11 protein-coding genes and 1 tRNA gene are annotated in these 14,181 nt (G+C 67.5%); 10 read left to right on the top strand and 2 right to left on the bottom strand.

Translation table 11 applies throughout. The features are described 5' to 3' along the window. Nucleotides 1-38: 38 nt before the first annotated feature. The 5 genes from ABD225_RS10700 (at nucleotide 39) to ABD225_RS10720 (ending at nucleotide 5,811) form a co-directional block, all read left to right on the top strand. Nucleotides 39-117, top strand: a tRNA-Gln gene (locus ABD225_RS10700). A 538-nt stretch (nucleotides 118-655) separates the two neighbouring features. Further along, nucleotides 656-2,161: a bifunctional UDP-N-acetylglucosamine diphosphorylase/glucosamine-1-phosphate N-acetyltransferase GlmU gene (gene glmU, locus ABD225_RS10705; RefSeq protein WP_425564397.1), complete on the top strand. Its 1,506-nt coding sequence runs from the start codon at nucleotides 656-658 to the stop codon at nucleotides 2,159-2,161. Beyond that, a complete protein-coding gene (locus tag ABD225_RS10710; protein WP_344084763.1) occupies nucleotides 2,158-3,138 on the top strand; it encodes a ribose-phosphate diphosphokinase in 981 nt (326 codons plus the stop codon). The genes glmU and ABD225_RS10710 overlap by 4 nt, the downstream gene beginning before the upstream one ends. Before the next feature lie 249 nt (nucleotides 3,139-3,387). Then, entirely contained in the window at nucleotides 3,388-4,032 is a 645-nt protein-coding gene (locus ABD225_RS10715; protein ID WP_344084767.1) for a 50S ribosomal protein L25/general stress protein Ctc, read from the top strand. Between the two features lie 219 nt (nucleotides 4,033-4,251). Next, entirely contained in the window at nucleotides 4,252-5,811 is a 1,560-nt protein-coding gene (locus tag ABD225_RS10720) for a sugar transferase (RefSeq protein WP_344084770.1), read from the top strand. A gap of 133 nt (nucleotides 5,812-5,944) precedes the next feature. Here the strand turns inward: ABD225_RS10720 and ABD225_RS10725 are convergent, their stop codons facing one another. Both ABD225_RS10725 and ABD225_RS10730 read right to left on the bottom strand, forming a co-directional pair. Next, complete coding sequence (locus tag ABD225_RS10725) at nucleotides 5,945-6,826, bottom strand: sulfotransferase family protein (RefSeq protein ID WP_344084773.1); 882 nt, start codon at nucleotides 6,824-6,826, stop codon at nucleotides 5,945-5,947. Further along, nucleotides 6,826-7,737 carry a sulfotransferase family protein gene (locus ABD225_RS10730; protein WP_344084776.1) on the bottom strand — a complete coding sequence of 304 codons (912 nt, stop codon included), beginning with the start codon at nucleotides 7,735-7,737 and terminating at the stop codon, nucleotides 6,826-6,828. The genes ABD225_RS10725 and ABD225_RS10730 overlap by 1 nt, the downstream gene beginning before the upstream one ends. 193 nt (nucleotides 7,738-7,930) lie before the next feature. Between ABD225_RS10730 and ABD225_RS10735 the strand changes: the two genes are divergently transcribed. From ABD225_RS10735 to ABD225_RS10755, 5 genes are all read left to right on the top strand, one after another. After that, nucleotides 7,931-8,878, top strand: a complete 948-nt coding sequence (locus tag ABD225_RS10735) for a hypothetical protein (RefSeq protein ID WP_344084779.1) — start codon at nucleotides 7,931-7,933, stop codon at nucleotides 8,876-8,878. 10 nt (nucleotides 8,879-8,888) lie between these two features. Further along, nucleotides 8,889-9,851 (top strand): sulfotransferase, encoded by a 963-nt coding sequence (locus ABD225_RS10740; protein ID WP_344084782.1) that lies wholly within the window; start codon nucleotides 8,889-8,891, stop codon nucleotides 9,849-9,851. A gap of 2 nt (nucleotides 9,852-9,853) precedes the next feature. Next, entirely contained in the window at nucleotides 9,854-11,326 is a 1,473-nt protein-coding gene (locus ABD225_RS10745; protein WP_344084785.1) for a hypothetical protein, read from the top strand. Nucleotides 11,327-11,491: 165 nt separating this feature from the next. Beyond that, nucleotides 11,492-12,817, top strand: coding sequence for a DUF1565 domain-containing protein (locus tag ABD225_RS10750; protein ID WP_344084788.1), 1,326 nt, complete (start codon nucleotides 11,492-11,494; stop codon nucleotides 12,815-12,817). An 11-nt stretch (nucleotides 12,818-12,828) separates the two neighbouring features. Further along, nucleotides 12,829-14,112 (top strand): DUF1565 domain-containing protein, encoded by a 1,284-nt coding sequence (locus ABD225_RS10755; RefSeq protein WP_344084791.1) that lies wholly within the window; start codon nucleotides 12,829-12,831, stop codon nucleotides 14,110-14,112. Nucleotides 14,113-14,181: the final 69 nt, after the last annotated feature.

Consider the following 14,181-nt stretch of genomic DNA (forward strand, 5'->3'; position numbering starts at 1 on the left):
CTACCCTTGGGGGGCCGGTGTCCGAGGACGCCGGCTCTTCCCCGGTTGGTCTGCTGGTAGGGCCCGCCTGACTTTGAATCAGGATTAGCGACGTAGGTTCGATTCCTACCCGGGGAGCGCCCGCCGGCGCCAGCCCTTCCGAGCCTGGTTACCCGCGGATAGTTGAACGGCTCTCCGGGGCCGTGACAAGCTGCCACGTCAGGCCCCGCTCCCGGCCCGATTCACCGCCACAAAGGATTCATCTCCCATGGGCCGTCATGCTCGCCGTCGCTTCCCATGGGCGCTGGTGTCCGCGCTCGCCGTCGTCGCCTTGATCGCTGGCCTGGCTTTCGCGATGGCGAATCGGAAGTCTGATCCGGCCAAAGCCAACAAGACGACGACTGCCACCGGAACGAGGTCCACCACCTCCTCGGGCGAGGCGACGCAGGAGTGCGCCGACCTGCGCCTGGCCGTTGCCCCGCAGATCGCGCCGCTCGTGGCCGACCTGGTGCGCGCCGACGGGGCCGTATGCGGCAAGGTCACTGTTGAGCCGACCCTCTCGGCCGATTATGTCTTCGCCACCGCGATGTGGTCGGTGGCGCCCCAGCCACCGAAGTGGCCGGGCCGGTCGCGATGGGTCGGCGCCGTGAGCGGGAGCCGGGGCGCGCGGCATACGATGGGCAGGTTGCCTGATATCCCCGAGTCTGTTGGGAGCCGCGTCCTCGTGTCCGATCGACACCCCGCTGCCGTGATCATCCTCGCCGCCGGTGAGGGCACCCGTATGAAGTCCGCCACCCCCAAGGTGCTGCATGCGATCTGCGGTCGCACCCTGGTCGGGCACGCCATCGCCGCGGCGCGCGCGACCCGGCCCGAGCATCTCTCGGTCGTCGTGCGCCACCAGCGCGATCTCGTCGCCGCCCATATCGCGCAGGTCGACCCGGATGCGTTGATCGCGGACCAGGACGAGATCAAGGGCACCGGGCGCGCCACCGAGTGCGGCATGGATGTACTCCCGGAGGGCCTGACCGGCACGGTCCTGGTCACCTATGGCGATGTCCCCCTGCTCACCGGCGAGACCCTGCAGGAACTGGTGGATCGGCATACTGACTCGGGCTCGGTGGTGACGGTGCTAACTGGGGTCACAGACAAACCCGCCGGCTATGGCCGGATCGTGCGTGATGCGGACGGCGCGGTGGCCGCGATCGTCGAGCACAAGGACGCCACCCCCGAGCAATTGCTGATCCAGGAAATCAACTCCGGGATCTACGCCTTCGACGCCGAGGTCCTGCGCAGCGCGCTCACCCGCGTGACGACCGAGAACGCGCAGCAAGAGAAGTACCTCACCGACGTGCTCGAGATCGCCCGCCGGGATGGCGGAACGGTCAGCGCCTACCGCATTGACGACTGGTGGCAGACCGAGGGCGTCAACGACAAGGTGCAATTGGCCGCCCTTGGTCGGGAACTGAACGCGCGCGTCACCGAGAAGTGGATGCGCGCGGGCGTGACGATCGTTGACCCGAACAGCACGTGGATCGATGTCGACGTGACGATCGGCGCCGACACCACGATCCGCCCCGGGAGTCAGTTGCTCGGCGCCACCACGATCGGCACCGGCGCGATCATCGGACCAGAAGTGACGATCAGGGACAGCGAGATCGGGGATGGCGCACACGTGCGCCGTGCCGAGGTCGAACTGGCCGTCGTCGGCGCGGGCGCCGTCGTCGGGCCCTATTCCTATCTGCGCGCCGGCACCGAGCTGGGGCCCAAGGGCAAGATCGGCGGCTTCGTCGAAACCAAGAATGCGACGATCGGCGCGGGCGCCAAGGTTCCGCACCTGACCTATTGCGGGGACGCCACGATCGGTGAGGGCGCCAATATCGGCGCGGGCACGATCTTCGCCAATTACGACGGGGTCACCAAGTCGCACACCCGCATCGGCAAGCAGTCATTCGTCGGTTCCTCCTCGGTCATCGTCGCCCCGGTGACCGTGGCGGATGGGGCGTATGTCGCGGCCGGCAGCGCCTTGGTCAATGACGTCGGGCCGGGGGAGATCGCCGTCGCCCGAGGCCGGCAGCGCAATATCGCCGGCTGGGTGGCGCGAGCGCGGGCCGGGACCAAGACGGCCGCCGCGGCCGCCGCCGCGCTCGAGGAGCAGATCATCGAGACGGAGCCGGGGTCATGACCGGCATTTCGAAGAAGACGCGCAAGAACCTCATGCTTTTTTCCGGCCGGGTCGGCCGGGAACTCGCCGAGGAGGTCGCCGGGCTGGCCGGGACCGGCCTGGTTCCGACGCAGATCTACGACTTCGCCAATGGCGAGATCTTCGTGCGCTACGAAGAGTCGGTGCGCGGCTGCGACGCGTTCGTCATCCAGAGCCATGCGGCGCCGATCAACGAAGCGATCATGGAACAACTGATCATGGTCGATGCGCTCAAGCGCGCCTCCGCCAAGCGAATCAGTGTCGTCCTGCCCTTCTATGGCTATGCCCGCCAGGACAAGAAGCACCGTGGGCGGGAGCCGATCTCGGCGCGCCTCGTCGCGGACCTATTCAAGACCGCCGGGGCCGACCGGCTGATGGCGGTCGATCTGCATACGGATCAGATCCAGGGGTTTTTCGATGGCCCCGTCGACCACCTGATGGCCCTGCCGGTGCTCAGTGCCTATGTGGCCCGGGAGTATGCCGATCAGCAACTCACCGTGGTTTCGCCGGATGCCGGGCGGATCAAGGTCGCCGAGCACTGGTCGCGACGGTTGGGCGGCGCACCCTTGGCGTTCATCCACAAGACCCGTGACATCAGCCGGCCGAATGTTTCGGTCGCCAATCGGGTGGTCGGCGATGTGGCGGGCCGGGTGTGCATCGTCGTCGACGACATGATCGACACCGGTGGCACGATCGTCAACGCGGCGGAGGCATGTATGGCGGCCGGTGCCGCCGGCGTCGTCATCGCCGCGACGCACGCGATCTTGTCCGATCCGGCGGCCGAGCGGCTCGCCGCCAGCGTCGCCACCGAAGTCATCGTCACCAACACCTTGCCGCTGGAGCCGGAGAAGCACTTCGAGAAGCTGACGGTGCTCTCCGTCGCTCCGCTGATTGCGGAGGCGATTCGGGCGGTCTTCGAGGACGGCTCGGTCACCTCGCTTTTCGACGGGCGCGCCTGAGCACCACCCACCTGGGCCCCACCCACCTGGGCACGATCACCGCGGGGGGCGGATTTCGTCGTCCGCACCCTCGGCCTTAAACTAGATCCGATGCCTCGGCGAGGGGCGGCGTGAGCCGTCCGTGATCGACGCGGTGGTGCCCGATGATGTCGCGCCTACCGTATCGATGAGCGCCCGAGGCCCACCGCATACCGTTAATTCACGGCGCACCCGTCCTCGGCGGCGCCGTTTGTGCCCTGAGGAGATCCCATGTCCACCGATAACCGCTTGGACGTCGAACTGCGCACCGAGTTCGGCAAGGGCGCGGCGCGCCGCGTCCGCCGCGCCGGCAAGGTTCCGGCCGTTGTCTACGGCCACGGCACCGACCCCGTGCACATCACGATGCCGGGCCACGACACGATGATGGCTCTCAAGCACGCCAACGCCTTGCTCACCCTGAATATCGAGGGCACCGAGCAGTTGGCGCTGGCCAAGGATGTGCAGCGCGACCCCATCAAGCCGATCATCGAACATGTCGACCTGGTCGTTGTCCGCAAGGGCGAGAAGGTCACCGTCGATGTGGCCGTGCACGTCACCGGCGAAGCTGCCCCCGAGACGGTCGTCACCGTTGACCACTCGAGCATCCAGGTCGAAGTCGAGGCAACCAATATTCCGGAGAACATCGAGGTTTCTGTCGAAGGCCTCGAGGCTGGCACTCAGATTCTTGCCGGTGCCCTGGCGCTGCCCGCGGGCGCGACCCTGGTCACCGACGCCGAAGCCCTGGTCGTCAATGTCTCCGCGATGATCAGCCAGGAGGCGCTGGACGCCGAACTCGCCGACGCGGAGTCCGAGGCTGGCATCGAGCACGACGAGCCGGAGGCCGAGGCGGCCGAGGAAGCTCCCGCCGAAGCCTGAGCATTGTGACCGCCACGCCGGTGACCGTCGTCCGCAATCCGCGGGCGCCTGTCCCGGCGTGGCGCACTTTTTCTCACCTATTGTGTGGTATCGCCCCGGGATGCGGTACCGTCCCACGGGACACTCTCATCGTGTCGCGTAACACCGGAATCACCGGCCCCCCCACCGGGGCCGAAACGGACGTCGCTGCGGCGGCGGCGGAAGGATCGTGTAACGGGCATGCACACCGAGCAGCATGCGGTCGGGGGGACCGTGAGCAGCACGACACCGGAGGCCACAGAGCCACGGGCAACCACCACCAGTCATTCCTCACGAGCCCAGGCTCAGACCTCGTGGCATATCCCCGACTGGGTTCATCCGAATGTCGATCAGGACGGCCCCGGCCGCGGCTGGCGCATCCGCTACCAACGTCGCGTTGTGGTCAGCGACTTCCTCGCCGCCCTGGTCGCCTGCTTCGTGGCGGCCATGGCGCTCTACAGCGGCATACCCAACCTGCGTGTTGCTCTCTTGACGACCGTTGTGCCCTTTGCCTGGGTCATCATCTGCGGGCGCTCGGGCGCCTATCGCGTCAACAATCTCGGCATTGGCCTCGATGAATACCGCAGCATCGGCCACGCCTTGCTCATCCTGCTGGCGCTGCTGTCGGTGACGCTCGTGGCGCTGGGCTGGCGCATGTCTCGGCTGCTCTTCTTCGTCGCTGTGCCGCTGATCTTCCTGCTCACAGTGATCGCGCGTCGCGTCTTGCGCGGTCGCCTGGCCCGGGCGCGCACGCACGGGCATGCGCTGCAGCCGACGATCGTCGTCGGGCGCGGCCTGGCCGTCCACGACATGATCGCCTCGATCCAGAACGACCCGATGTCGACCGGTATGAAGGTCGTCGGTGCCTGTGCCTCCGATCTGCCGGACCCCCAACGGGTGGCGAATGTGGCGGTGTATGGCGGGCCGGAGACGGCGCTGCTTGCCGTTCGAGACACCGGCGCCGAAGCGGTGGTCGTCGCCTCTGATGCCTCCTTCTCCGGCAAGGCCCTGCGCCGGTTGGGTTGGGCCCTGGCCGAGATCGGCGTGGACCTTTTCGTCCACCCCGGGATCAATGAGGTCGCCTCGCCGCGCCTGACCCTGCGCCCGGCAGCCGGCATGTCCCTGCTGCACGTCGAGGGCCCGACGATCGGCGGCTTTGATGCGGTGGCCAAGCGCGCGATCGACATCTTCTGCTCCTCGCTCATCGCGCTGGTGACGATGCCCGTATGGCTGTTCATCGCCTTCTCCATCTGGCTGCACGACCGCGGGCCGGTCTTCTTCGTCCAGCAGCGCGTGGGGGAGAACGGTCGGACCTTCCCGATGGTCAAATTCCGCACCATGGTGGTCGACGCCGAGCAGCGGCTGTTGGCCGGTGAACTCTCGGCCCACCCCCAGGTCAACGAGATGCTCTTTAAGCACAAGCATGACCCGCGGATCACCAAGCCTGGCCGCATCCTGCGACGGCTTTCCCTCGACGAACTCCCGCAGTTGATCAATGTGCTGCGGGGCGAGATGTCCCTGGTCGGGCCGCGCCCGCCGCTGCCGCGCGAGGTCGACGCCTACGAACCCGACGCCATGCGCCGGCTGAAGGTGCGTCCGGGCCTGACCGGCATGTGGCAGATCTCTGGCCGCTCCGACCTGAACTGGGAGGAGTCGCTGCGCCTGGACCTGTGGTACGTCGACAACTGGTCACCCGTCCTGGACGTCATGATCCTCATGCGCACCGTCCGCGCCGTCCTCAAGGCCGACGGCGCCTACTGACGGTCCCCGGGTCGGTGTTGGGGTGTCTCCTAACCTCTGCTAGCGCACGTTAGTCAACTGTGCACACCGTGCAAGGTATGCGGATTTGACTACCTTCTGCTAGCAGAAGGTAGTCAACCGCCATCGCCCGCGGTCAGGCGTAGTCGTAGCGCGCGAGCTGGTCGCCGATCAGCGATTCCATCGTCGCCACCTGCTCGGGCGTGAGGTCCTTCAAGTAGGCCGCCTTGCGGCTAGGGGAGAGGGTGTAGCGCGCGATCCCGGACTCGAAGGCATCGGTCCAGCTCAGCCCGATGTGCACAAGGATTCGCTCGAGGTGGGTGCGGGAGTCGGCCAGCACATCTTCATACCGCACCGTCAACCAGCGATCGCCAAGCTCGGCCGCGCACTCCTCGTGCCGGTCCACGAGCATCCGCCAGGCGATCGCGGCCAGCGCGGGCTGGGAGCGGCCGGTCGCCGCCCATGCGGCGTCGAGCTCCGGGGGCAGCGGCCCGAAGTGCCAGCCCGCCGGACCGAGGTGGCCCTTCCACCAGTCCATCTGGAGCCAACTATTGGCCACTGCCCGACCGTCGCGGACGATGTGCACGAACCGGGCGTCCGGGAAGGCCGCGGCGATCAGGGACGCGCGGGGCCAGCCGGTGAACTTGTGCAAGAAGATCTCCGCCGAATCGAGACCCGACATCCGCTTCTCGACGAAGGCGTGCAGGCGCTGTTCCAGCCAGGGCGTCAGGTCGGCCGCGGTGGGATCCTGGACCGGATCCACGATCGCGGGCGAGACCTCCCGGGCCAGAACCCGATACCCCTCGCTGGGTGCCAGGCGCGCGCGGCCCTTCTCGCTGACCGCCGCAGGCAGCCGGCGCCACAGGGTCAGCTGCTGCGCGTTGCCCTGCCGAACGCCGAGGTCATCCAAATTCGTCACGAAGCCGGTCGCCGGATGGCGCGCGATCAACTCGTGAACCAGCGTCGAGCCGCACCGGCCCGTGCCAAGGATGAACGCGGGGGGCAGCGAGGCAGTCATCAGCGGTATCCCATCGCAGTCAGTTGATCGGCGAGCGGCGCGAGCGCAGCCTGCTGCTCGGCAGGCAGGTCGGCGGTCCACGCAGCATTCTTGTTGGGGAAAGAAATCTGGGCCAGCTCTTGGCGCCAGGTTTCATCCTCGGGATCGAGCCCGGCGAAGGTCGCGATCCGTGACAGCACGGTCAGCGGGTCGGCGACCAGATCCTCATACCGGATCCGCAGCACCTGCCCGGTCGGGACCTGGGCCAGCCCGGTCTCGATCGCCTGGGTCTCCTCGACCCAGTGCCGCGCGCACAGCTCCAGCGGGTCGCGGCCCTCGGCGGCCCACTCCTGCGGCGTGCGGTCCTGCCACCACCAGACGGGCATCTGCGGCCACCAGTCGACCCTGCTCAAGGAATAGGCCACGGCCCGGCCGTCACGGGTCACATCGAGGAAGCGGGCCTGCGGAATGAGCTGGTGCAGTAGGGCGATCCGCCGGTTGTGTCCGATCCGCTTGCTGATCAATACCCGCCCGCCGCTGCGCGTGGTGGTGCGCGCCAGCAGCCCGGCCAGGCGCCGCTGCTTGTCCGTTATCGGGGAGCCGTCCCACGCCTCGGGCACCTCGCAGTGCTCGAAGACCGGCTCGCCCTCCACTGGTTGGGGGTAGAAGCGTTCGGCCAGCGAGCGCTTGGTGTTGTAGCGGTAGGCGTTGTCGCCGTCGGCGCCGAACCAAACGGTGCGGCGCGCGTCCGGGCGTCGTGCCCCGAGCCGGTTCAAGCCCGCCAGCGCGCTCAGACCCGGCAGGCGACGCTGGTAGTTGTTGATCCACGCCGCCTGCGGGTGCAACGCCAAGGCGCGGTAGACCAGGCTCGTGCCCGAACGGGGGGCGCCAACCACGAAGAGGGGCGGGGCAGGGCGGGAGTCGGCACTCACGAGGCGAATCAACCTTCCGATGGGGTGGCACGGGGACGGCGGGGCGCGTAAATCCCCCCGGCGGCCGGGTGTATCGTAGTCCCTCGGGGTGCCCAGCCGAGGGCGATGACGCACGGGCGGCACCCTGACCGGATGCCCCGCACTGGCCGGCGCATCCGCCAACAGACCGTCACGAAAGACTCGGAAATCCCTCATGGAACTTCGCGAACTGCTCACGCGCCTGGGCCGCCGCCTCTGGCTGTTGGTGATCATCCCGGTCGCCGCCTTGCTATTGGTTCTCGGCCTCAACGCCCCAAGCGGCACGAAGTACACGAGCTCGGTGAACCTGCGCGCGACCAACCCGATCGGCGACCCGACGGTGGCCTCGATCAACCTCGTCGCCGGTTCACTGGTCAACGCCGCCACTTCCGATGAGGTGCTCGGCAATGTGGCCAAGGCCGCCGGCGTCACCGTGGACCGGGTCCAAGACGGGCTTTCGGCCAGCCGCATCGCCGACACCGAGCTGGTTCACATCACCTTCGCCGACTCGGACGAGGCCGTCGTCTCCAAGGTGATGAAGGCCGTTCCCGCAGCCGTGCAGGAGCAGGCCTTCGCCCCCGCGCTGCGCCAGGCGCAGGTCGCCGCCGACGAGGCGCAGAAGGGTCTCGACGCCGCCATCGCCGACCTGGCGGCCGTCCAGAAGAAGACCGGCCTGACCAATGCCGACCGCGAGTACCAAGCGGCGGCTTCCGAGGTCACCTCGCTGAAGGTGGCGCTGGCCACCGCCAAGGGTCGCCCCGCCGAGCAGCAGAGCACCGCGCCCATCGAGGACGCCCTCAAGGCCGCGCAGAAGCGCGTCGATGAGATCACCGAGGCCCAGGCCGAGTTCACCGCGCCGGAGTATGCCGTGGACAACGCCCGCGCCGCCCTCGCCGATCGCACTGCCGCCGTGAGCGACATCAGGGCCCGCCAGGCCGCGAGCATCACCGAGTCCATCGAGACCGATGTGACCCAGCTGCCGTGGCGCACCGAGTTCTTGCGCCGCGCCGTGAGCGCTGCCCTTATCGGCCTCGCGCTCGCCGTGCTCCTGCTGGCCATCCCGGAGGTGCTGCGCCGCAGCCGCGAGGGCAGCGACGACGAACTGATCGCCCGCCAGGGCTGATCGTCGCGCAATGACGAACGACTCCGTGCGGGTGGTCTTCGTCGGGGGGACCGGACGCAGCGGCAGCACCGTCGTCGCCAACGCCCTCGGCGCCATGAACGATGCGATCAGCGTCGGCGAGCTGCGCTACCTGTGGGAGCGCGGCATCACCGAGAACCGGCTGTGTGGGTGCGGTCAGCCCTTCGCGGACTGCCCGTTCTGGCAGCAAGTGCTTCGCGTTGCCTATGGCGACACGGTGCCGGATGCGCGCGATGTCCATCGGGAGCTGACGGCATACACCCAATTGCGCACGCTGCCGCGACTGGCGCGCACTCCGGCGGAGAAGTCGGCCGCCCCCGAGAAGCTCGCCAGCGTCCTCGCGCCCCTCTATCGCGCGATCCAGGAGGTTTCCGGTGCCTCGGTGATCGTCGACTCCTCCAAGCTGCCGACCTATGCCGCCCTGCTGGCCGGGGTGCCGGGGGTGACGCTCGATGTCGTCCACCTGGTGCGTGACCCGCGCGCCGCAGCCTTCTCCTGGCAGCGCAAGAAGGCCAAGAATGACTCCGGCGGGCTGATGGAGCGCCGGGGCGTCGTGAAGTCCTCGGCCCTGTGGACCGCCTGGAATGCCGGTCTCGAGCGGGCCTGGCGCGGCTCGCCGCGCTATCTGCGGATGCGTTACGAAAGCTTCGCCAGCCACCCGGCCGCGTCGTTGCAGGCGCTGGCCGATGCGCTGGGCCTGACCGGCGTCGAGCGCATCGTCGACGGCGAGGACCGGCTCGACTTGCCGGGAAATCACACCGTCGCCGGCAATCCCGCGCGGATGGCCAATGGTCCGGTGCCGATCACCCTCGACAACGAATGGGCCCAAGCCATGGATCCGCGTGAGGCACGCATCGTCGCGGCGTTGACCAGCCCGCTGCTCACCCGCTACGGTTATCCGCGCTCGCTGCAGGCCGCCCGCGGAGGCACCCCCGCCGAGCGGGCGGAGTCCTGAGCGTGCGCCGCGCCACGGCCGCCCTCGCCGCCGGCCTGCTCATCGCGGGCGCCGCGAGCGCCTGCACCGGCGAGGACGCGAAGCCGACGACCGGCACGGCGACCGGACCGGTTCGCACCATCGCCCCCATCGTCTATGAGGGCGGCGCCGCCGATCTCGGAATCAAGTGGAACTGGAATCTCAAGCCGCCGCTGGCCTACGCCGAACAGGTCGGTTGGGGTGAGACTTTCTTTGAGGTCGAGTGGTGCGCCCTGCGGGCCAAGCCGGACAATCAGCGCTTCGCTCAGGTGGAGCGCCTGGTCGGTCAGGCCCAGCAGATGGGCTACCGAATGATGCTCAAGATCCGGGTCGGCAATTGCGCGGGTGGTCCCGAGCAACTCGATCCGGCCGAGGGCACGCGCAAGAGCCCGAGCACCTTTCCCGACGACCCGGCGGCCTACCAGCAGTTCGTCACGACCCTGGTCAATCGATACAAGGATCGCGGCGTCACACTGTGGGCCATCGAGAATGAGGTCGACGCCAACAACTTCTGGTCCGGCACGCCGCAGGAGTATGTCGATCTCGTGGCCTTGGCCAGCTCGGCTATCAAGGCTGCCGATCCCAGCGCCACGATCCTCGACGCCGGCATCTCCAGCACGGGGCACGGCATCGCGCTCGCCGGTGAACTCTTGGACGCTGGCCAGGAACAGGAAGCACTAGCGCTCTACCAAGCCTGGTTCGCCCGTCGTCACGGCAGCGGGACGGCGCGCTTCCCGGTCGTGAACTCCGTCGAAGAACTGCGCACTCTGCTTCAGGAGGGTCGCGCCACGCGGGTGCGGGCGATGGAGAGCGCCAACTGGCAGGCGATCAACTCCGGCGCGGTGACGGCATACCAGCTGCACTTCTACGAAAACCCGGACTTGCTGCACACCCTCTTGGATTATGTCCGGCGCCACCTCGCCGTGCAGATCCCGATCCAGGGTTGGGAGATCGGAACGGCCTGGCCGGGCGGCGACTACACCGAGGCCGCGCACGGCGCCGAGGTCGCCCGACTGCTCGGGACGCTGCTCACGGAGAAGGTCAGCCCGATCGTCTACCTCCCGCTGGCCTACACCCCAGGCGGCGCGACCAAGGTGGAGATCTTCCGTGGCCTGGTCAGCCCCGAGGGGGCCGACTTGCCCTCGGGCCAGATCTATCAGCGGTATGCCGAGGCGCTGCGCGGCAGCACCTCCATCACGGAGGTCAGCGTCCCCGGTGGATCCGGTGTGGTCATTCTCGGTGGGGGAGCGAACCTGGCCGTCATCTGGCCGGCGTCAGGCAAGACGCTAACCATCGCCGGCTCGGAGGCCGTGCGCTCAGCGGCCGATCCGAGCGCCGGCCCGCCGAATGGTTCCGTCAGCGATCCCGTGCTCATCGCGCCCGGCGACACGGACCTCAATGGAGCCATCGCCGCGATCACCCGCGTCACCGGCGGCCCGGTCACCCCCGCCGGCTGACCGCCGGTCCATGGAGGGATTGGCGTCGTTATCGTTCGGTGATCTACACTCGCCGGGACGCGCCACGTCGGCCGAGCTGATTAGGTAGAGTTCGCGGCCCGTGACCTGGGCTTTAGCCGGTGCGTGATCTGACCGCCGTCCTCGCACGAGTGAGAAGCAATCATCATGAAATCCAGCCCCTCCGTCCGTATGCTGTCCGGCCTGATGACCGGTTCGGTCGTTGCCGCCGGCGCCCTGATCGCCACCGCAGCCCCGGCGAATGCCGCCGGGAGCGTCATCGAGGTCGCCACGACCGGCAATGACGCCAATTCCGGAGCAGCTGGCAAGCCCCTAAAGACCGTCCAGGCCGCGATCGACAAGGCGATGCCGGGCGACACGATCAAGATCCACAAGGGCACATACAACCAGCAACTGAAGATCCGCAAGAGCGGCACGGCCAGCGCCCCGATCACCGTCACAAATGCCGGGGACGGCGCAGTCACGCTGACCGCGGCCCTGCCTATGCCGTCGTGCGGCACCAATCAGCCGGACGGCCAGCGCACGATCTTGATCATCGACGGCTCCGACTACTGGACCTTCCAGGGCCTGACGATCGACGGTGGCGTCTATGCGACTGGCTCCGACGCCGGCTCCGCCTTCTCTTGGCATAGCGCCCTGGTCGACAAGGGCGACTGGCAGACCCGCCGCAAGGTCCCGGGCGCTGGCAGCTTCAACCCGACCGCGGCCAAGCAGGTCATCCCCTACCTGCGCACGGCCACAAAGGACCCCGACCTCGACTCCAGCGATGGCCTGAAGTTCATCGGCAACACGGTCAAGCGCAAGGGTCTTTTCTTCCGGCTAAGTAGCTATGGCGTCGCCTCGGGCAACAAGATCAGCGATATCGCCTGCGGCACCGGCCCCGGCATCTGGTTGATCACCTTCTCCAATGGCTGGCAGGTCACCAAGAACGACGTCTCCAAGATCGCTGCGTCGACCTGGAAGCACTTCATGCAGGAGGGCATTCGCCTCGGGACCTCCTCGAACTACAACAAGGTCACCAACAACTACGTCCATGACCTGCCCGGCGACGGTCGCGCTTTCAACACCGACGTCGACAGCAGCTGGAACACCTTCAGCGGCAACCGCGCGGCCAATGTCGCGATCGGCTACAACGACCAGATGTCCGGCTGGGGCAACACCTGGACCAAGAACAGCGTCACTGGCTTCCGCACCTACGGGTATGGCGTGCGGTTGATGGATGGCAAGCTCACCCTGCCGTCCTACGACACCTCGGCCAACAAAATCTCGATGACCTGCAATGTCGCGACCAAGCCGGTCGGCAAGGCCAAGTCCTTCGGCGTCGGCGGGACGATGTACGGCACCTACAAGGGCAATGCCTGGACCACCGCGCACGTCGGTAAGTACGTCAAGTCCTACTGGGGCAAGTACGGCAACACCTTCAACGGCAAGCCCACCGCCCCTCCGGCGACTTTCGCCCCGAGCAGCTGCTGATGGGAGTCCGTATGCCGTCCACAACCACTCGACTGGCTGCCGCCGGCATCGCTGCGCTGACCGGGGCGGCGGCCTTTGCCGCCGCCCCGGCCCAGGCGGCCGGCACCGAGATCCACGTCTCGACCAAGGGCTCCGACTCGGCCGCCGGCACCGCCGCAGCGCCGCTGCGCACGGTTCAGGCGGCAATCGACCGGGCGACGCCCGGCACGACCATCAAGGTGCACGCCGGGACGTATTCAGAGGTCCTGAACATCAAGAACTCCGGCACGGCCAGTGCCCGCATCGTGGTGACCAATGCTGGGGATGGGGCCGTCACGCTCACCTCGGCGCAAGCCCCGGACTCGTGCTCGAACCGGCGCCCGTCGTCACGGCGCACCATCAAAATCATGACCGGTGCCGATTACTGGACCTTCCAGGGCCTGAATATCGTGCATGGCGCCTACCTGTCGGGCAAGGGTTCCGGCAAGGCGTACTCCTGGCACGCAGGCCTGGTGAAGAAGGGCCTGTGGGAGCCGCGTCGGCAGGTTCCTGGCACGGGTTCGCGCAACCCGACCGCGGCGCGCGGCGCCGCGGCATACCTCGCGAAGGTCACGGGCACGGCGATGGACCCGGTCGAGGGCATCTCCTTCATCGGCAACACGATGACCGGGCGCGGCATCTATGCCTCGCTCTCGAATTCCGGGGTCGTGAAGGACAATGTCATCAAGGACATCATCTGCGGCACCGGGCCGGGTGTCTGGGCGATGAACCACAGCAACTTCTGGCAGGTCAGCGGCAACGACATCTCGCGCATCAAGCCGGCTGTTGGGGCGCACTTCATGCACGAAGGCATCCGGTTCGGCTCGGCCGCGAACTACAACACGATCACGAACAACTATGTTCACGATCTCGAGGGTGATGGTCGCGCCTTCAACACGGATGTCGACGGCAGCTGGAACACCTTTAGCAACAACAGAGCAGCCAATGTGGCGATCGGCTACAACGACCAAATGTCGGGCTGGGGCAACACCTGGACCAACAACACGGTCACGCGCTATCGCACCTACGCCTTCGCCTTCCGGATGAAGGATGGCAGCTTGCGCCTGCCGAGCAAGCACAGCAGCACCAATGGCGCCATTGTCAGCGGTAATGTCGCGAGCAGCCCAGCTGGGGGCCGCGGCCTCGGAATCGGCGGCTCGATGAACTCGAAGTTCACCGGGAACACCTTCCCGAATGTTTTCCTCGGCAAGTACCTCAAGACCTATTGGGGCAAGTACGGCAACACCTGGAATGGCTCCACGCGACCGCCGGTCTAACCCACGGATCGCGCCCGGAAACAACAGGGCCCTCCCACCATCGCGGTGGGAGGGCCCTGTTCTTGCCTC

The organism is Nostocoides veronense, from assembly GCF_039531185.1.
GTDB lineage: Bacteria > Actinomycetota > Actinomycetes > Actinomycetales > Dermatophilaceae > Nostocoides_A > Nostocoides_A veronense.